General features: G+C 64.9%; 16 protein-coding genes. 5 read left to right on the forward strand and 11 right to left on the reverse strand.

Going from position 1 to position 17,236, the window contains the following annotated elements; translation table 11 throughout:
- Nucleotides 1-45 precede the first annotated feature (45 nt).
- Both DDQ68_RS01640 and DDQ68_RS01645 read left to right on the forward strand, forming a co-directional pair.
- Nucleotides 46-594 carry a helix-turn-helix domain-containing protein gene (locus tag DDQ68_RS01640; protein ID WP_109652517.1) on the forward strand — a complete coding sequence of 183 codons (549 nt, stop codon included), beginning with the start codon at nt 46-48 and terminating at the stop codon, nt 592-594.
- Between the two features lie 279 nt (nt 595-873).
- The gene (locus DDQ68_RS01645) at nt 874-1,293 is read left to right on the forward strand and encodes a hypothetical protein (RefSeq protein ID WP_162549726.1); all 420 of its coding nucleotides are present in this window, start codon (nt 874-876) and stop codon (nt 1,291-1,293) included.
- Between the two features lie 179 nt (nt 1,294-1,472).
- On the opposite strand, the gene DDQ68_RS01650 is transcribed toward DDQ68_RS01645, so the two are convergent.
- Nucleotides 1,473-2,045 carry a transposase gene (locus DDQ68_RS01650; protein WP_109652523.1) on the reverse strand — a complete coding sequence of 191 codons (573 nt, stop codon included), beginning with the start codon at nt 2,043-2,045 and terminating at the stop codon, nt 1,473-1,475.
- A gap of 279 nt (nt 2,046-2,324) precedes the next feature.
- Between DDQ68_RS01650 and DDQ68_RS01655 the strand changes: the two genes are divergently transcribed.
- From DDQ68_RS01655 to DDQ68_RS01665, 3 genes are all read left to right on the forward strand, one after another.
- Nucleotides 2,325-3,587, forward strand: coding sequence for a metal-dependent hydrolase family protein (locus DDQ68_RS01655; RefSeq protein ID WP_109652526.1), 1,263 nt, complete (start codon nt 2,325-2,327; stop codon nt 3,585-3,587).
- 565 nt (nt 3,588-4,152) lie between these two features.
- A complete protein-coding gene (locus tag DDQ68_RS01660) occupies nt 4,153-5,007 on the forward strand; it encodes a phosphatase PAP2 family protein (RefSeq protein WP_109652529.1) in 855 nt (284 codons plus the stop codon).
- Nucleotides 5,008-5,094: 87 nt separating this feature from the next.
- Nucleotides 5,095-6,111, forward strand: coding sequence for a YncE family protein (locus DDQ68_RS01665; protein ID WP_109652532.1), 1,017 nt, complete (start codon nt 5,095-5,097; stop codon nt 6,109-6,111).
- A 448-nt stretch (nt 6,112-6,559) separates the two neighbouring features.
- Here DDQ68_RS01665 and DDQ68_RS01670 read toward each other — a convergent pair whose 3' ends face one another.
- The 10 genes from DDQ68_RS01670 to DDQ68_RS23335 all read right to left on the reverse strand — a co-directional run bounded on the left by DDQ68_RS01670 (nt 6,560) and on the right by DDQ68_RS23335 (nt 17,053).
- Nucleotides 6,560-7,186, reverse strand: a complete 627-nt coding sequence (locus tag DDQ68_RS01670) for a DsrE family protein (protein WP_109652535.1) — start codon at nt 7,184-7,186, stop codon at nt 6,560-6,562.
- 399 nt (nt 7,187-7,585) lie between these two features.
- Nucleotides 7,586-8,632 (reverse strand): c-type cytochrome, encoded by a 1,047-nt coding sequence (locus DDQ68_RS01675; protein WP_109652538.1) that lies wholly within the window; start codon nt 8,630-8,632, stop codon nt 7,586-7,588.
- A gap of 36 nt (nt 8,633-8,668) precedes the next feature.
- Nucleotides 8,669-9,079, reverse strand: coding sequence for a DUF6691 family protein (locus tag DDQ68_RS01680; protein WP_109652541.1), 411 nt, complete (start codon nt 9,077-9,079; stop codon nt 8,669-8,671).
- Complete coding sequence (locus tag DDQ68_RS01685) at nt 9,076-9,735, reverse strand: class I SAM-dependent methyltransferase (RefSeq protein WP_109652544.1); 660 nt, start codon at nt 9,733-9,735, stop codon at nt 9,076-9,078. Before DDQ68_RS01685 ends, DDQ68_RS01680 begins: the two co-directional genes overlap by 4 nt.
- A 140-nt stretch (nt 9,736-9,875) precedes the next feature.
- Nucleotides 9,876-10,442 carry a YeeE/YedE family protein gene (locus tag DDQ68_RS01690; protein WP_162550352.1) on the reverse strand — a complete coding sequence of 189 codons (567 nt, stop codon included), beginning with the start codon at nt 10,440-10,442 and terminating at the stop codon, nt 9,876-9,878.
- A 24-nt stretch (nt 10,443-10,466) separates the two neighbouring features.
- The gene (locus DDQ68_RS01695) at nt 10,467-10,808 is read right to left on the reverse strand and encodes a rhodanese-like domain-containing protein (protein ID WP_109652550.1); all 342 of its coding nucleotides are present in this window, start codon (nt 10,806-10,808) and stop codon (nt 10,467-10,469) included.
- Between the two features lie 160 nt (nt 10,809-10,968).
- Nucleotides 10,969-12,324 (reverse strand): MBL fold metallo-hydrolase, encoded by a 1,356-nt coding sequence (locus DDQ68_RS01700; protein ID WP_109652553.1) that lies wholly within the window; start codon nt 12,322-12,324, stop codon nt 10,969-10,971.
- Between the two features lie 45 nt (nt 12,325-12,369).
- Nucleotides 12,370-13,185 carry a sulfite exporter TauE/SafE family protein gene (locus DDQ68_RS01705; protein ID WP_211320216.1) on the reverse strand — a complete coding sequence of 272 codons (816 nt, stop codon included), beginning with the start codon at nt 13,183-13,185 and terminating at the stop codon, nt 12,370-12,372.
- Nucleotides 13,186-13,253: 68 nt separating this feature from the next.
- The gene (locus tag DDQ68_RS01710) at nt 13,254-13,544 is read right to left on the reverse strand and encodes an ArsR/SmtB family transcription factor (RefSeq protein WP_245897238.1); all 291 of its coding nucleotides are present in this window, start codon (nt 13,542-13,544) and stop codon (nt 13,254-13,256) included.
- 308 nt (nt 13,545-13,852) lie between these two features.
- Nucleotides 13,853-17,053 (reverse strand): efflux RND transporter permease subunit, encoded by a 3,201-nt coding sequence (locus DDQ68_RS23335; RefSeq protein ID WP_211320217.1) that lies wholly within the window; start codon nt 17,051-17,053, stop codon nt 13,853-13,855.
- Between the last annotated feature and the right edge of the window lie 183 nt (nt 17,054-17,236).

Here is a 17,236-nt window from a genome sequence, read left to right on the forward strand (position 1 = left end):
CAAGTATTTTTGCCCGGCCTCACTTATTCTTACCAACCCCCTGCTATGGCCCGTCGCGCCGCTTACTCGTCTTCGCCGCTGGCCGTGCTGCGCCGCCACTTCGGGCTTCCGCAAGACACGCTGGCCGCCTTCCTGCGCGTGGCTCCGGCGCAGCTCAGCCGCCTCGAAGCGGGCCACCGCACCCTCAGCGCGGCCGTGGTTGAGCGCCTGCTGCCCCTGCTGCAAACCCTGCCCGACCCCGCCGCGCCCCCCGCCGCCGCAGAAGCCGACGACCCCGCCGCTCACCTGGCCCCGCCCGACGCGGCCCCGCTGGCCACCCGCCTGGCCCAGTGCCAGCACCAGGCCCGCCAGCTGCGCCGCGAGCTAGCGGCCATTACCACCAAACTGGAAACCGCCCGCCGCTGGCAGCAGGCCCTGCCCCCCTTGCTGGCCACGGCCGCCGACGCGCCCGCCCGCGCTTGGCTGCTGCGCCGGCGGGAGCAGGCCGCCGCCGACCTCGACGGCGAAACCGCCGCCCGCTACCACCTGCTGCGCCTGCGCGCCGGGGCCCTCGAAGCCGAAGCAGCAGGGCTGGCCGCGCTGCTGAGCGGCTGAGGATGGACGCGCAGCTCAGCGCGGTTCCGGAGTCCGTGCACCGCTTGCCGGGTGCGGGCTGCCGGCTTTTTCAGCCGGCTGTCCGCTCGTCGAAAGCACGTTGTCGAAAGAACAACCGGCGCGCCTCCGGTGCGGGCAGCCAGCGAAGAGCCGGCAGCCCGCACCGGAGGCGCAGCCTAGTGGCCGCTGAAAAAAAGTGAAAGAAAAATTTGCGCGGGAAGTATTCAGCTATCTATATTTGAGGATTACTCATCTTTTCTTCATTAATTTTTTTAAAGAATGGCTCTTGATTTAACCTTGCTCACGACCAAAGCCGATTGCGACGAAGCCCTCGCCGGCCTCGCCGCCGAGCTGGAAACCTATCAGCACCGCAACGACAACCTCGACTACGCTGCCGGCCAGGCCGACCGCTCCCTGGGCGACGTAACCGCCCGCCTGGCCGGCGTGCAGGCCGAAATTGATTCGTACACGGCCATGCTCAACGTGCCCAACATGCCAGCCTCGTTGAAGAAGCAAACCGAAAGCCGCCTGCGCCGCGCCCACGACCGCAAGGACAACCTGAGCGAGCGTACCCAGGCCCGCACGGGCAGCCCCGCCTTCCTGGCCGCCGTCGATGCCGAGCAGGTAGCCGCCCAGGTGGCGACCCTCACTGGCGCCCAGCAGGCCGTGGCCACCCGCAAGGCCGCGCTGCCTAAGTAAGCAGGCGGGTTGTTTTGATTTGAGAATAGCCGCCCCGGCAACCGGGGCGGCTTTTTTTAGTTTTGGGCTCCTCCCGCGGGCTGCCGGCTTTTCGCCGGCTGTCCGCTCTTTGCCAGCACCACCGGCGCGGACAATGAGCCGGTAGCCCGCGGGAAAAGCTGCCCGCCCGCGGGGCGAAATCAATACAGCAGGTGCGTGGCCCACTCGGTGGGTATTTGCCGGGCCGACTCGGTAATGAATGCCGGGCCGGGGGGCAGGTCCAGCAACTGGCGGCCGTAGTCGAGGGGGCAGAGCGTGCCTTGGCGTAGGCCGGCGTAGTCGCGGTACGACGAATAGGGCCAGTCGGCGAGGTGGGCGACCAGCCGCGCCCGGAGCGGGTTTTGGTGCAGGTAGTGCAGGCAGGTGAGGGGGTAGCGTCCGTGCGGGTCGGTTTCGAGCGGCTTGGCTTTGGTGCGCTTCTGGAACAGGGAGCCGGTGCGGTGCCGCTCTTGGTTGAGCCCCTGCGCATAGGAGCCCAGCACCCGGCCCAGCCCCTGCTTTGCCAACTCGCCGCGCGGGTCGGTTCCGGCGGGTTCAAAAAGCAGGTGAAAGTGTTTTGGCATCAGGCAGTACGCCAGTAGCCGGCCAGTTGGGAGCAGGTGCGCCCGTACCTTGCGCAGAAAGTAATGGTAGTGCTCGGGGGTATAAAAAACCTGCTCGCTGTTATTGCCCCGGTTGTAGAGGTGATGGAGCTGGCCAGGGTGCAGGTACATAGCGATAAGAAAATGTAAAGCGCGGCCAAACATACAGAACAAGGCGGAGCTAACCGGCGCCGGCTGTCCGCTCTTTGCCAGCACCCCCGGCGCGAACAACGAGCGGACAGCCGGCTTTTCCCGCGGGCTGCCGGCTTTTCGCCGGCTGTCCGCTTTTTGCCAGCACCCCCGGCGCGAACAACGAGCGGACAGCCGGCTGAAAAAGCCGGCAGCCCGCGGGAAAAGCCGGCGGCCCGCCCACGCGACGTATTTTGCCAGTCTATTGACCCCCGCGAAGAAATGTGCTACCGTTTGCTACTCTTTTGCCTGTTGCCCTGGCTGGCCCAGGCCCAAACGCCACCCGCCGCCACGCTGCTGCACCCCGCCGCCGTGTTCGACGGCCAGGACCTGCACCCGGGCTGGGCCGTGCTGGTGGAGAACGGTAAAATCACGGCCGCGGGCCCCGCCGCGCAACTCACCGCCCCGGCTGGCGCGCGTACCCTGGAGCTGCCCGGCCTCACGCTGCTGCCGGGCCTCATCGAGGGGCACTCGCACCTGCTGCTGCACCCCTACAACGAAACCTCCTGGGACGACCAGGTGCTGAAGGAGCCGCTGGCCCTGCGCGTGGCCCGCGCCACCGTGCACGCCCAGCGCACGCTGCTGGCCGGCTTCACCACCACCCGCGACCTGGGCACGGAGGGCGCGGGCTACGCCGACGTGGGCCTCAAGCAGGCCATTGATGAAGGCATTATCCCGGGGCCCCGGCTGCTGGTGGCTACGCGGGCCTTGGTGGCCACCGGCAGCTACGGCCCTCACTTGGCCGCCGTGGACGACCTGCCCCAGGGGGCCCAGGAGGCTGACGGCGTGGACGGCATCATCCGGGCGGTGCGCGAGCAGATTGGCCGCGGGGCCGACGTGGTGAAGGTGTACGCCGACTACCGCTGGGGCCCCGGCGGCACGGCCGCGCCCACGTTTTCGCAGGAAGAACTGACGCTGATTGTGCAAACCGCCCGCTCGACGGGCCGCGGCGTGGTGGCCCACGCCAGCACCGCCGAGGGGATGCGCCGCGCCGTGCTGGCGGGCGTCGAAACCATCGAGCACGGCGATGCCGGCACGCCCGAAGTGTTCCGCCTGATGAAGCAGCGCGGCGTGGCCCTGTGCCCCACCGTGGCCGCCACCGACGCCACTTCGCAGTACAAGGGCTGGAAAAAAGGCCAGGGCCCCACGCCCGAGCGGGTGCTGGCCAAGCACCGCGCCGTGCAGGCGGCGCTGCAAGCCGGCGTGACGCTGGTAATGGGCGGCGACGTGGGCGTGTTTCCGCACGGCGACAATGCCCGCGAACTGGAACTGCTGGTGAACGACTACGGCCTGGCCCCGCTGCAAGTGCTGCGTGCCGCTACCGCCGGCAACGCCCAGGTTTTCCACCTCGCCGACCGCGGCCGCATCGCCCCCGGCCTGCTCGCCGACCTCGTGGCCGTGGCCGGCGACCCCACCCGGCAAGTAGAAGCCCTGCGCCAAGTGCGCCTCGTGATGAAGGGCGGCGTGCTCTACCGACAGCCGTAACCAGTAGCGTGGACGCTGCGAGTCCGCACGTTGCGCACCAGGCTCTGGTACTCGTGCCGAAGTAGGCCGCGAAAAATGTAGAGCGGAGTGGCGCTCCGCTTCAACGCGTGGCCCAACTGCTGGTGCGCAACGAAGTGCCACTCCGTTCTGCATTTTTCGCAACTCACTTTGCCACGAGTAAAGCCGTGTGGACTTGCAGCGTCTGCGCGGCTATACTCGTCACGAAGTAGGGTGCGGGGCTGGTCCCCGCCCGTCGTTGAACGAAAGCCGATCGAACCGTTCAAGGACGGGCGGGGGCAAGCCCCGCACCCTACTTCGTTTTCGCATTCCACTTCGTGAGCAGTATAATTGGCATGGGGCCCCGGAGCTGATTCCCAGGCGCTGAGGCGACAACCGGGGCCCTTGTTGCTGGGCGATTACCTAACGATTTGGTAACCTAACCGCCTAGCTGCGCCGTAGTTGGCTTTTGGACGCAAACCCGCGGTTCCGGGGCCCCCGTAGCTCTTGCGGCTACAGGTTTGCGACAGATTTAACCACAAATTTTGTTTTATTAGCAAGGCACTTAATGCAATTTTTTCCTCCTATCATTCGCAAGCAGGGGCTACGCACGGGCGCCGCCACGCTGGTTTTTTTGGCTTTAATTACCGGGACGGGCCCCGCCGCGCAGGCCCAAGTATTGCCCCCAGCGGCCCCGGTTCCGGCACTGGCCGACACCATACACAAGTACGAAAATCCCAGCGGCGTATCCTCGGCGGTACGGAAGCCGTTTTTCCAGCGCAAGCTGGTGCGCGCCAGCATCGTGCCGGCCATTCTGATTGGCTACGGGGCGTACACCTTCAACGGGGGGGGCTTCTACACCAACCAGGACGCCAACCGCGACATCCACCGCCTGTTTCCCACCTACCGCACCCACCTGGACAACTACCTGCAATTCGCGCCCTACCTGGAGCTGGGAGCTGTGGTGCTGGCCGGCGTTGCCTCGCGCAACGACCGCACAAACCTGGGGTTGGTCGTTCTCAAAAGCGAGCTGATAATGCTCACGGGCGTGTACGTGGTCAAGACCCTGAGCCACGAGGAGCGGCCCGACGGCTCGGATAACCTCTCGTTTCCGTCGGGGCACACGGCGCAGGCGTTTCTGGCGGCCAGCATCGTGCACACCGAGCTGCGCGACCAAAGCCCGTGGTACGGCATCGGGGCCTACACCATCGCCACCGGCGTGGGGGTGCTGCGCATGGTCAACACCAAGCACTGGCAGAGCGACGTGGTGGCCGGGGCGGGGTTCGGGATCCTCTCGGCCCACCTGGCCTACCTGACGCACCGCAACCGCTGGGGCCGCAAGGCCATCGGGCGCGACGTGGGCCTGGTGCCCAGCTACTACGGCGGCGCGCCCGGCCTGTGCCTCACCTGGCGCCCCAGGTAGCTGGGCCGGGGGGCGTCTGGACGGTTGAATATTCTCGTATAAATAACCTATAATAAACCACTTGTTGTCTCCTTATCACCCACACCCATGACCCAACCGCTGCTGTCCATCCTCCTGCTGGGGGCCCTCGCCGGGGCCCCCGCCCAACAGGGCCCCGCGCCCGCCTACCGCGTGGCTACCACCTGGCCGGTGGGCGGCGAAGGGGGCTGGGACTACATTTCCGTGGACCACGCCGGCGGACGCGTCTACGCCTCGCACGCTACCCGGGTGGAAGTGCTCGACCTGGCCAGCGGCCGCAAGGTGGGCACCATCCCCAACACGGCGGGCGTGCACGGCATCGTGGTGGCGCAGGGGCGCGGCTACGTCAGTTGCGGCAAAACCAACACGGTGGTGGAATTTGACCCCAAAACCCTGGCCGTGACGGCCACCGTGCCCACCGGCACCAAGCCCGATGCGCTGCTCTACGACGAATTCTCGAAGCGGGTGTTCGTCTTCAACAACGGCGCCACCACGGCCACCGTGCTCGACGCCGCCACTGGCCAGCCCGTGGGCACCGCCGAGCTGGGCGGGGCCCCCGAAGCGGGCGTGAGCGACGGCAAAGGCACGGTGTTCGTCAACCTCGAAGATAAGAGCGAAATCGTGGCCTTCGACGCCAAAACGCTGAAGGAAAAGCACCGCTGGCCGCTGGGCCCCGGCGAAGAGCCTACCGGCCTGGCCCTCGACCGCGCCCACCGCCGCCTGTTTAGCGTGTGCGCCAACGAAAAAATGGTGGTGCTCGACGCCGACAACGGCAAAGTGCTGGCCACCCTGCCCATCGGCAGCGGCGTAGACGGTGTGGTGTTCGACGAAGGCCGACAGGTGGCGGTCAGCTCCAACGGCAGCGGCACCGTAACGGTGGTGCACGAAGACGGCCCCGAGAAATTCAGCGTGGCCCAAACGCTGGCCACTGCGCGCGGGGCCCGCACCCTCGTCCTCGATCCGGCCACCCACCGCCTCTACCTGCCCACCGCCGACCTGGGCCCCGCCCCGGCCCCCACGCCCGCCGTGCCCCACCCGCGCCTGAGCACCGTGCCCAACACTTTCCGCGTGCTGGTGCTGGAGTAGGGGCCCTCTCAGAAAACGGAAAATACCGCACCTGAAAACTGCGCTTAAGGCTTGGAAGTAAACCGACGGGGAGGATTGTTCATGGTGCCCGTTTTGTGCACCATGAACAATCCTCCCCGTCGGTTTACTTCCAAGCGGCGCATGGGCTATACGAGCCGAAAGTTTTCGCTGTGCAGATGCTACGTTGCGCGCTGCATGACGTTCTTTTGGCGGTGGGCTAAAGTGGGGTGGTCCGGCGACTTTTTTCGTCGTCGGGCCACTCTTGCCACGCCCCGGAACCGCTGTTCAATAGCCAGAGTGGCCCGACCAAGCCCTTCGGGCAATTCGCCGGGCCACCTCCTTTTAGACCACCGCCCAAAAAGAAAGCCATTAGCTAAAAGCTAATGGATCAATAATTTACAACGGTCTATTTAGCTGGGGTAGCATTGGAGAAACGCGCTCCCGTGCGCTACAAGTGCACTAGGGCCCAGCCCTCAGCCTGCCGGATAATCAGCTCGCCGTTGGCAGTGGGCACAATCGAGATATAGGGCAGCATATCGGCCGGGGTGAGGTTCTGGGCCTTCATCGAATTTTCGCATTGCGCCAGGATAACGCCGGCCTGCTGCAAGGCTAGCACATCGGCCTCGTAGGGCTGGTTCTTACGCAGGGCCGTGGTGCCGCCGCTGAATACAATCAGCTCCAGCTCCAGCTTGCCCTTCAGGCGCGGGTCTGACAGGGCGGCCTGCAGGGCCTGTAGCGTTCTGCCAATAATCTTGGGGTCGTTGCTGTTGAGCTGGTAAATGGCGCGGTAGTGCGCCTTGCGGGCCGGGGCCCCGTGAAACCGGGCTGCCTGGGTAGCGGCGGCGGCGTTGGGGGCCCCCAGCACCGGGGCTGGTGCGCTGGCGGGTGGCGTGGCCGGGGGAGTGGCCGGGGGAGTGGCCGGGGGAGTGGCCGGGGGAGTGGCCGGGGGAGTGGCTGGCGCGGGGGTCGTGGCTGTGGCCGGAGTTGTGGCCGGGGTTTGCGCACGCGCCGGCGTGCCCAGCAGCGCCAGCATAAAAGCGGCGCCCAGCGCCGGGTAACGAGCGGATGACTTCATGGGGAAGGAGGCTGGAATTCGTGGTTTGTAATTGCGTTCAGTAAGCGCCCGTCCAACTTGTTCACCACGTAGCGGGCCTCGCCGTAGGCGTCACTCGGCAGGATTTTGTAAATGTAAAGCAACCAGCCCCGCGGTTCCTTCGCCCAGCCCCGAAACGGGTAGCCGCGCGAAGCATTAAGCTGGCCCTACGAAGGCAGGCCGTGCTTATTAGCGCGGTTTCCATTTGGGCGCAATTAGTTAAAAAATTAAGAGTTAACATACAGATTTTTAATTTTTTATCTCTTCACTTTTATCTCTCTTAAAATCCGTATCCTGTTGTAAAATTCGCTCTAAAGCGGTTCTCAAGTCAGGATACAGGGCGGGCTGTTGCGTAGCCGGGCCCGCGCAGGCACGAGGAAATCAGTTGGCTTTGGCGGGTTGGGGGTGCGCGTCCTCGATGGGCTGGTAGGGGCCGTACTTGTGCTGCTTTTCCGAAAACTTATCGGCGTAGGGCCCGTGGGGCTGGTCCACCGGCTTCTTGCTGATGTCGGGCCAGTCGTGGGGCGTGGCCAGGTGCGGGCGGGGCTGCGAATTCACGAACGCCGCCACGTCCCAAGCCTGCTCGTTGGTGAGCTGCGGCTGGTCGAAGGTGGCCCCGAAGGGCATGGCTGCCTTCACATAGCGCGCCAGGTTGGTGACCCGGAACAGGCCCGCGCCGTCGTTGTAGCTGTTGGGGCCCCAGAGCGGCGGGTACTGGTAGCCCGTATTATCGGCCAGCGGCTGGCCTTGCCCGGCGGGGCCGTGGCAGCGCTGGCACTTGGTGGCAAACACGGCCTTGCCTACCACCTGGTTGGCCGCCCGGGCGAGGTAGGGCAGTTTAACGAAGCCCGTGCCGTACACCTTTTTCCCCTTGGGAATGCCCTGCCCCAGCCACGTGATGTAGGCCACGATGGCGCGCATCTCGCGGCTGCTGTCGGGCACGGCCCGGCCGTTGAGGCTGTGCTCCATGCAGTCGGCCACGCGCTGCTCAATGCTCACCACCGTGCCCGAGCGGGCGCGCAGCTTGGGGTAGGTGGCGGCCACGGCCAGGTAGTTGTTGGCAAAGCCCTGGGTGCCGGCCTGCAGGTGGCAATTCTGGCAGTTCATGCCGTTGGTGAGGTGGGCCACCGAGCCTTGGGGCCCCAGGTACCGGGCTGTGTGCGCAATCAGCTCCCGCCCGTAGCGAACCTGGCGGCCGGCCGCCGTGGATGGAATCGTGGCTGTATCGGGGGCCCGAACGGCCGGGCGGTGGTAGCTGCCGGGTAGGGGAGGGCCGTCGGTGGCTTCGTTGGCCACCGGGGCGGACGCGGCCACTGGGCCATAAAACTGAATGATGACCACCACCACCACCAGCACCAGGGCCGCCGTCAGCAGCATCAGCAGGCGCACCAGGCCGGGTAGCAGCACCCGTTCTTCCGTGGGTTTCATGGCGTGGTGGAGTTAAGATCGAAGCCGGTGGTGCGTTCAGTAAGGCAGTTTTTCGCGCAGGGCGCCATAGGTCCAGGTGCCGGCCAGCGCGGCCAGAATCAGGACGGCGGCCGCGCCCACGCCGCTGCCCAGCTGCGCAAACAGCGGGCCGGGGCAGGCCCCGGTAATGGCCCAACCGAGCCCGAAAATAAAGCCCCCAATCCAAATGCCGTGATTGAATTTTTTGTCGGCAATAACGATGGGCTCGCCAGCGATGGTTGTGAGGTGGTTGCGCTTGATGAGCTGAATCGAAACTATGCCAACCACAATGGCCGACCCGATGACGCCGTACATATGGAACGCCTGGAAGCGGAACATTTCTTGAATCCGAAACCAGCTGATGACTTCGCTCTTGGTGAGCACGATGCCGAACAACGTGCCCAGTAGCAGGTATTTAAGATATTTCATATCGGGTAATCAGATTCGGTAAGCGCTTCGCGGGAGGCGGGGCGCGTGGCCAGCAGGCGCACCACACTGGCCGGGCCGGCATGGAAGCTGCCTTCGCGCAGCATCACGCCCAGCGTTTGATTTTCGAGTAGGGCGAGCCCGGCAAAGTCTCCGGCCAGCGCTGCCGGCTCGTAGCGTATGCCAGCCACGCGCGGGCCGCCCGAGGGCAAGCCCAGCTGCTGCGGGCTGAAGGTCTCCAAGAATAGGTGGCCGCCGGGGGCCAGGCTGGCGGCCGCGGCGGCGTGCACCGCCCGGCGATCGGCCGGCGCCAGGTGGGCGTAAATGAAGCCCACGGCATCGTAGTGGCCGGGGCGCCGCCAGCCCAGGGCCATGAGGCCGGCCACCTGGTAGTCGAGGCGCACGCCCTGGGCCCCGGCCAGCCGCAGAGCCTTGGCGCGGGCCTCAGCGCTGAAATCCACGGCGGTTACCTCCCAGCCGCACTGGGCGGCGTACACCGCGTTGCGGCCCTCACCCTCGGCCAGTAGCAGCAGGCGGCCGGGCGGCAGCGCATCGAGCCGCTGGCGGAAGTAGGCGTTCGGCTCGGTGCCGTAAGCGTAGGCTTCCTCCGCGTAGCGCACATTCCAGAAATTGACGGCACTCGGGGAAATGGCTCCCATAAACACTAATTTAAGGAGTTAATTATTAGGATATTAGCAGAGGGGCCTTTAAGCGGCCCTTAGCTGATAGCTGTTGGTTTTCCTGTTCGAGTTCAGCTTGTTGCCGCTGAATCAATACGCAATTCATTCAGGCCAAGTACTTAAAACAACAGCGGGTAAATGACCCATGTCATTACCAGGCCCCCGGCAAAAAAGCCGACAACCGCCACCAGCGACACCCATTGCAGGTTGGACAGCCCCGAAATGGCGTGGCCCGAGGTGCAGCCGCCCGCGTAGCGCGTACCAAAGCCCACCAGAAAGCCGCCCAGCACCAGAAATACCCAGCCCTTCCAGTTGGCCAGGTTGTCGAGCGCGAACAGCTCGCGCGGCAGCAGGCCCGAAAAATCGGTGAGGTGCAGCTGCGTTTTCAGGTCGTGCACCGTGGCGGCCGAGATGTTGACGGCCGCGGGGTGGCCCAGCACCCGGTAGCCGAGGAAGCCGCCCAGCGCAATGCCCAGTACAAACACCAGGTTCCAGGTTTCGGCCCGCCAGTTATAGGTCAGAAACGGGATGCCCGCCGGTAGGCAGGCCGCGCACACATGGCGCAGTGAGCTGCTGATACCTAGTGCCTTATTGCCCACTAGTAGCAGCGCCGGTACCGTCAGGCCAATGAGCGGCCCGGCCACGTACCAGGGCCAGGGTTGGCGCAGAAATTCAAGCATAAAAATAGGTTTCGGAATAGAAAAGAGGGGCTATTTGGTCGTCAGCGGCTCGGGCCAGCCGAGCACCCCGCCCAGCAGGTTGCTGATGTGGGAGAAGCCGGCCTTGGTGAGCTGCTCAGCCGCTCTGGCCGAGCGGGCCCCGCTGCGGCAGTACATGTTGGTGGGCCGGTTTTTGGCGAGTGCCACTAAGCGCAGTCCGAAGTCGGGTGCGGTAACGTCGATGTTGACTGCGCTAGGCAGATGGCCGGCGGTGAATCCGTCGGGCCGGCGCACGTCCAGGAGCACCGCGCCGGACTGGCGCAGGCCCTCGGCGAATTGCGCAGGCGTCAGGTTTTGATAAGCCGGAGCGGGAGCTTGCGAAATACTGAACATTATGAAAGGGTGGGGTAAAACAGAATGGGGAGAACCCGTGCGCCGGGCCTGAGCAGTGAATTGTGGGCGGGGGTTTTTTAAGCGTCGCTTGTTTTGCAAAACAACGAGCTGCGAAGAAAGCAATGTCAGTTTGGTAACTGCTGTTACGCTGCCGAGCTGCTTAGTGCGCCGCCGTGGCTGGCTGGAAGGACTTCACGGCCTCGCCCAAATCCAGCACTTCGGTGCCGGGCAGGGCGGCGGCCACGATGCTGCTGCCGGCCGCTGAGCGGTAGCCGCCCGCGCAATGCACCACCACCGGCTTGCCAGTCGGAATCTCGGGGGCCCGCTCGCGCAGCTCGGGCAGCGGAATGCTGAGGGAGCCCGTGAAAATGGGCTCGTCGCGGTGCTCCACCGGGTTGCGGATATCCACGATGGTGTAGCGCTCCGGATGCTGGCGAAACTGCTCCACGTCGAGCACCGGCATTGTGGCCCCGGTGGCTGGGGTGCCCACAAGCGCGCCCGCAAGCAGCGGCTCGTAGCCGATTTTGGCCGTTTTCTGAATCAGGTCTTCCCGCGTTGCCGCGTCGGTGGCGAGGAGGTAAAACGACTCTTCCGGCCCCACAATGGAGCCCAGCCAGGTCTCGAACTTGCCGCCCTGCTGGATGTTGATGGCCCCGGCCACGTGGCCTTTTTTGAATACAGCCTCGGGGCGCGCGTCTATTACCACGGCCCCGGCGGCCAGCGCCGTGCCGGCAGCCAGGCGCGGCACCCGCTGCACGCTCGGCGCATAGGCGGGCGCACCGGCCTTGTTGAGGGCCACATCGTAGCCGAAGTATTTGGGAATGAAGGGCTGGTCGGCCAGTAGCTCTTTGATGAAAGCTTCCTCGCCCAGCGGGCGCAGCATGGGGTTACCGGTTTTCTCGGTCCCGATGGTGCTGCTATTGGCTCCGCTTAGGGCCTTGCCGCAGAGGCTGCCCGCGCCGTGGGCGGGGTACACCAGCACGGCAGCGGCCAGCGGCAGCAGCTTTTCGCGCAGGCTGTGGTAGAGCTGTCGGGCCAGCTCCTCGCGCTTGGCCGTGGTGTTGCCGGCCTTTTCACGCAGGTCGGGCCGGCCCACGTCGCCGATGAAAAGCGTGTCGCCGGTGAATACGGCCACATCCTGGCCCTCGCGGGCCAGCACAATGCTGATGGAATCGGGCGAGTGGCCGGGCGTGTTCAGGGCCCGAAACGTGAGCTTGCCGCTGGTAAAAGCATCGCCCTCGTCAAAGGCCTCGTGGGCGTAATCGGCCCCCAGCAGCTTGCTCACGCGGATAACGGCCCCGGTGGCCTGCGCAATTTCGAGATGGCTGCTCACGAAGTCGGCGTGGGGATGGGTTTCGATAACGGCCACGATTTTAGCGGCATTCACCTGGGCGTAGTCGTAGTAGGGCTGCGGGTTGCGGGCCGGGTCGATGAGCACAACTTCGCGGGCACACTCGCTCAGAATGGCGTAGGAGAAATGGGCCAGGCCCTTGTCTTCAAACTGTTCGATTTTCATAAAAAGCAACGAAAAAACGGTTGGGAGAAAGTAGAACGCGTGCCTTTAGCCGTGGTGAAACAGCAGCTCTTTGGTGAGAATAAACGTGCCCATCGCCAGCGTGAACCAGCCAAATGCCGGCTTCAGCCGGGCCCCCGGAATGAAGCGGGCCAGGTAGGTGCCCAGCACGATGCCGCCGAGCGCAAAGGCCAGAAAGCCCAGCAAAAACGGCCACGCAATGGGCGTGCCCGCGCTCAAATCGCCCGTAAAGCCGATGAGCGAGTTCAGGGCGATGATGGCCAGCGAGGTGCCCACGGCCAGCTTCATGGGCAGGCGCGCCCCCAGCACCAGCGCCGGAATAATGAGGAAGCCGCCCCCCGCGCCCACAAAACCCGTGAGCGCGCCCACCACCAGGCCAATGCCCAGCACGAGCGGGTAGTTGAAGGCCTGCGGCTGCACCTCTTCATCGACCGCCACCGCGGCCGGCCGGCTGCGAATCATGGACGTGGCCGCCCCCACCATCAGCACGGCGAAGGCCACCAGTACCAGCAGGTCTTTGGTGAAAACGAGGCGGCCCACCGTGAACAGCTCGTGCGGAATGGCTGGCATGAGCACCTTGCGCACCAGAAACACCGATACCAGCGAGGGTATCAGAAATACCACGGCCGTTTTCAGCGATACCAGGCCCTTGCGGAAGTAGCCCGAGGCCCCCACCACCGACGTGCTGCCCACCACAAACAGCGAGTAGGCAGTGCTCAGCACCGGGCTCACGCCCATCAGGTACACCAGCACGGGCACCGTGAGGATGGAGCCCCCGCCGCCCATAATGCCGAGCGCAAGGCCAATGAAAATGGCGGCGAAGTAGCCGAGGTAGTGCAGCATGAGCGCGAAGAAGACGTATGAATTTATGATTGTTTGTTCATGTATTGCAGCAAAAAAAACCGCGCCTTTTACAGAAACGTACACGCGGCCAGGCACTGAATCACGTCGATGACTTCGCGCATTTTCAGGGCGTAGTAGATGTTTTTGCCGTCGCGGGTGCTGCTCAAAATGCCTTTGAGTTTCATGCCCGAGAGGTGGTGGGAGAGCAGGCTCTGCTCGACGCTGAGCCGCTCGCTGATGTCGGAAACCGACAGGCTTTCCTGCGCGGCCAGCAGCTGCACGATGGCAATGCGGGTGGGGTGGGCGGTGGTTTTCAGGATAAAGGCCACCTTCTCCATCTTCTCAACGGAGAGGCCCATATCAACGGCAACGGGGGAAACGGTAAGTACCATAGCAGGTACAAATATATGAATAAATTTTCATGCGTATGGCCGTAAATCTTCCATGAGTGTCCGGCGTTGGGATATTATTCTTAAAATCAGCGCTTTTCCCACCGACCCTAATTTGATAAGCTTTGACCCGGCTGACCGCAAGTTTGTGGCCGCCGCCCGCACTCATCCTGCTAGCCCATGCACTGTCAACGCCACCGATTCGGATTGGCATCATGCGCAAGCTGATTTGGCCCGGCATGGTGTGCAAGTAGAGTTTATTCGTCCTACTGAAATGACTATGCCGCGGCGGAGTTAATTGTCGCTGCCTCCCCGCCCCCATAGGCCAGGCGGAGCAGGCTGGGCAGCACCACCAGCAGCAGGGGCAGGGCCAGCAACAGGCCCCCGATGACGGCGATGGCCAGGGGCTGGTGCAGCTGGGCCCCGGCCCCGATGCCCAGCGCCAGCGGTAGCAGTGCGGCAATGGCGGCCAGGGCCGTCATCAGCTTGGGGCGCAGGCGGGCGGCAATGGCGTAGCCGATGGCCGCCGCCACGGGGCCCCCTTCGGCGCGGAAGTCGTTGAACTGCTGGAAGGTGAAGATGGCGTTTTCGCCGATGATGCCCACCACCATGATGAGGCCGGTGTAGGAGCCCACGTTCAGGGGCGTGTGGGTGAGGTAGAGGGCCAGGCTGCCGCCGGCGGGCCCCAGGATGGCCACCAGCAGGATAAGGCCCGCAGCTTTCAGGTCTTTAAACAGGAACAGCCCGACGGCAAACACTAGCAGGCACGCCGTGCCCAGGATGGTGAGCAGCTCCTGAAACGACTGCTGCTGCTCGGCAAACGAGCCGCCGTACTGCACGAAGTAGCCGGGCGGCAGCGGCACCTGGCGGGCAATTTTCTGCTGAATCTCGCGCACCGCCGAGCCCAGGTCGCGCCCGTCGAGACGGGCCGTGACGGCCGTCATGGCCTGCAAATTCTCGCGCTCCAGTTCGGCGCTGCTCGTGCTCACGGCCACGGTAGCCAGCTCGTCGAGGCGGCGGCGCTGGCCGCTGGGCAGGAACACGGGCTCGGCGCGCATCTGGGCCAGAGTGGCTTGGGCGGCGCCGGGGTAGCGCAGGCGGATGTTGAGCAGTTGCTCGCCGCTGAGCACATTGCCGGCCACGGTGCCCCCGAGCTGGGTTTGGAGCTGGGTCTGGAAGGCGAGGGCCGTGAGGCCGAACTGCGCGAGCCGCCGCGGGTCGGGGCGCACGTCCACGGAGGGCCCCACGCGCACAATGCCGTTGAAGACGTCGGCCGTGCCGGGTGTTTTTCCCACCACGGCGGCCACTTGGTCGGCCAGGGCGTAGCGCCGGGCAGCGTCGGGCCCAAACACCTTGATTTCGATGGGCTGCACGGTGCTCATCAGGTCGCCGAGCATGTCGCCGATCACCTGGCCGAAGTCAATCACCAGTGCCGGCTCGGTAGCGGCGATGCGCTGGCGCAGGTCGGCAATCACTTCCTCGGTGGTGCGCTCGCGGCTGGTTTTGAGGCGGATGAGGTAGTCGCCCCGGTTGGGCTCGGTGATGAAAAAGCCCATTTGGGTGCCGGTGCGGCGTGAGTAGCTGGCCACCTCCGGTACCTGTTGGATCAGGGTTTCGGCACGGCGCAGTATCCGGTCGGTTTCGTCGAGGCTGGTGCCGGGCGGCGAATTGTAGTCGAGCACAATGGCACCCTCGTCCATCTCGGGCAAAAAGCCAGTGGCCAGCCGCGGAATGACGAAGGCCATCAGCCCAACAAGCAGCAGGATGCCCACCACGCTGTAAGCAGGGTGGCGAATGACCGAGCGCACCCACGGAATGTCGTGGTGCGTTTGGGTGGCGGTGGGGGCCCCGCCGCCGCGCAGAGGAGCCGAAGGTGCAAAGGCACCGGTGGCCAGCTCCAGGCTGTCGTCGGCCGCCACTGTTATTGCGTCCGCGGGGGCATCCGGTGGGCCAAAGCCGTCGTTGGCCGGGGCCGCGCCATCGGGCCGGGCCGCGCTGGGCCGCTTACTCAGCAGTAAGTACACCACCGGCAGCCCTAACCAAGCCACGAAAAACGAGCAAATCAGGGCCACCACCATCGTGGTGGCCAGCACCTTGAAGTAGGCCCCGGCCACGCCGCCCAGCAGCGCGAAGGGCAGGAAAATGACGATGGTGCTGAGGCTGGAGCCCACCAGCGACGGCAGCAGGTGACGTACCGAGCGTTGCACCACGGCCCCGGGGGTGGCGTCCGGGTGCTCCTCGCCCACGCGGTGCAGCTGCTCCACCATCACCACGGCGTCGTCAATCATCAGGCCGATGGCGGCGGCCAGGGCCCCCAGCGTCATGATGTTCAGCGAGTAGCCGAGGCCGAAGTAGAGCACGGCTAGGGTGAGGGCCAGCGCCACGGGCAGCGTAAGCACCAGCGTGAGCGAGGCCCGCCACGAGCGCAGAAATAGCGCCGTAACTACCAGCGCCAGCGCCAGGCCAATCCAGAGCGAATCCTGCACCGAGCGCACTACCTCCGACACGAAATCGGCCTGGTCGTAGTACGGGGCCAGGGTGATGCCCTTGGGAAGGCCCGCCCGCAGGGCCGCCACCTTGGCCGCCACGCCCGCGCTGACGGCCACCACGTTGGCGGCGGGCTGGCGCAGCACCGAAATCAGTACCGCGTCGTGGCCGTTGGCGTTGATGCGGGTGTACTCGGGCTGCTCGCCGATGCGCACCGTGGCCACATCGGCCAGACGTACCACGCGGCGGTTGTCGTTGCGCAGCACTACGTTTTCCAGGTCTTCCTTTTGCTGAATGGTGGCGTCCGTCACCGTCAGGTAAAGGCGGCGGTAATCGGCCAGGTAGCCGTTGCTGAGTACGAAATTGGTGTTGCCCAGGGCCGTCTGCACGTCGTCGGGGCCCAGGCCCAGGGCGGCCAGCTGGTTGGGAATCAGCTCTACCTGGTACTCCTTGGTGCGCCCGCCCTGCACCTGCACCGCGGCCACGCCCTCGACCTGCGAGATGAACGGCTTGATGGTGAACAGCGCCAGCCGACGCAGCTCCAGGGGCGAGCGGCCCGGGGCCTCCAGCGTGTAGCCCATCACCGGCAGGATGGCCGGGTTCATGCGCTCGACGCTGATGGAAATGTTGGCCGGCAGGTTGCCGCGGGCCTGGTTGAGGCGGCTCTCGATGAGCTGCTGGGCCTGCACCACGTCTACGCCCCAGTTCAGGAAGGCCGAGATTTCGCACGAGCCGCGGCTGGTGGTCGAGCGTAGCAGGCGCAGGCCTGGCACCTGCTTCATGGCGTCTTCCAGGGGCTTGGTCACGGTCACCATCACGCGGTCGGTGGGGGCCAGGCCCACGTCGGCAATCACCTTCACCTTCGGAAACGTCACCTCCGGAAACAGGGCCACGTTCAGCCGCCGGTAAGCCAGCCCGCCCAGCGCGAGGGCCAGCGCCAGCACCACCGCAATGGGGGCTTTGTAGGCTTGGAAAAAGGAAGGGCGCGGCATGAGAGGAAAAGGTATAGTTTTGAAAATCAAAACGTCATGCTGAGCGAAGTCGAAGCATCTCTACTGCTCAGCTAATCATAATTACTGCCGTGGGAGAGATGCTTCGACTCCGCTCAGCACGACGTTCTTTTTCAGTACGATGTTCTTTTAGCGACGCTGAATAACCCGTTGATTACTGCCGCG

It is taken from the genome of Hymenobacter nivis (assembly GCF_003149515.1).
Classification (GTDB): Bacteria; Bacteroidota; Bacteroidia; order Cytophagales; family Hymenobacteraceae; genus Hymenobacter; species Hymenobacter nivis.

Bases quoted from the DNA above. Each gene is read 5' to 3' on its own strand.
- DDQ68_RS01640 (WP_109652517.1), top strand. From the start codon at position 46: ATGGCCCGTCGCGCCGCTTACTCGTCTTCGCCGCTGGCCGTGCTGCGC.
- DDQ68_RS01645 (WP_162549726.1), top strand. From the start codon at position 874: ATGGCTCTTGATTTAACCTTGCTCACGACCAAAGCCGATTGCGACGAA.
- DDQ68_RS01650 (WP_109652523.1), bottom strand. From the start codon at position 2,045: ATGTACCTGCACCCTGGCCAGCTCCATCACCTCTACAACCGGGGCAAT.
- DDQ68_RS01655 (WP_109652526.1), top strand. From the start codon at position 2,325: ATGTGCTACCGTTTGCTACTCTTTTGCCTGTTGCCCTGGCTGGCCCAG.
- DDQ68_RS01660 (WP_109652529.1), top strand. From the start codon at position 4,153: ATGCAATTTTTTCCTCCTATCATTCGCAAGCAGGGGCTACGCACGGGC.
- DDQ68_RS01665 (WP_109652532.1), top strand. From the start codon at position 5,095: ATGACCCAACCGCTGCTGTCCATCCTCCTGCTGGGGGCCCTCGCCGGG.
- DDQ68_RS01670 (WP_109652535.1), bottom strand. From the start codon at position 7,186: ATGAAGTCATCCGCTCGTTACCCGGCGCTGGGCGCCGCTTTTATGCTG.
- DDQ68_RS01675 (WP_109652538.1), bottom strand. From the start codon at position 8,632: ATGAAACCCACGGAAGAACGGGTGCTGCTACCCGGCCTGGTGCGCCTG.
- DDQ68_RS01680 (WP_109652541.1), bottom strand. From the start codon at position 9,079: ATGAAATATCTTAAATACCTGCTACTGGGCACGTTGTTCGGCATCGTG.
- DDQ68_RS01685 (WP_109652544.1), bottom strand. From the start codon at position 9,735: ATGGGAGCCATTTCCCCGAGTGCCGTCAATTTCTGGAATGTGCGCTAC.
- DDQ68_RS01695 (WP_109652550.1), bottom strand. From the start codon at position 10,808: ATGTTCAGTATTTCGCAAGCTCCCGCTCCGGCTTATCAAAACCTGACG.
- DDQ68_RS01700 (WP_109652553.1), bottom strand. From the start codon at position 12,324: ATGAAAATCGAACAGTTTGAAGACAAGGGCCTGGCCCATTTCTCCTAC.
- DDQ68_RS01705 (WP_211320216.1), bottom strand. From the start codon at position 13,185: ATGCTGCACTACCTCGGCTACTTCGCCGCCATTTTCATTGGCCTTGCG.
- DDQ68_RS01710 (WP_245897238.1), bottom strand. From the start codon at position 13,544: ATGGGCCTCTCCGTTGAGAAGATGGAGAAGGTGGCCTTTATCCTGAAA.
- DDQ68_RS23335 (WP_211320217.1), bottom strand. From the start codon at position 17,053: ATGCCGCGCCCTTCCTTTTTCCAAGCCTACAAAGCCCCCATTGCGGTG.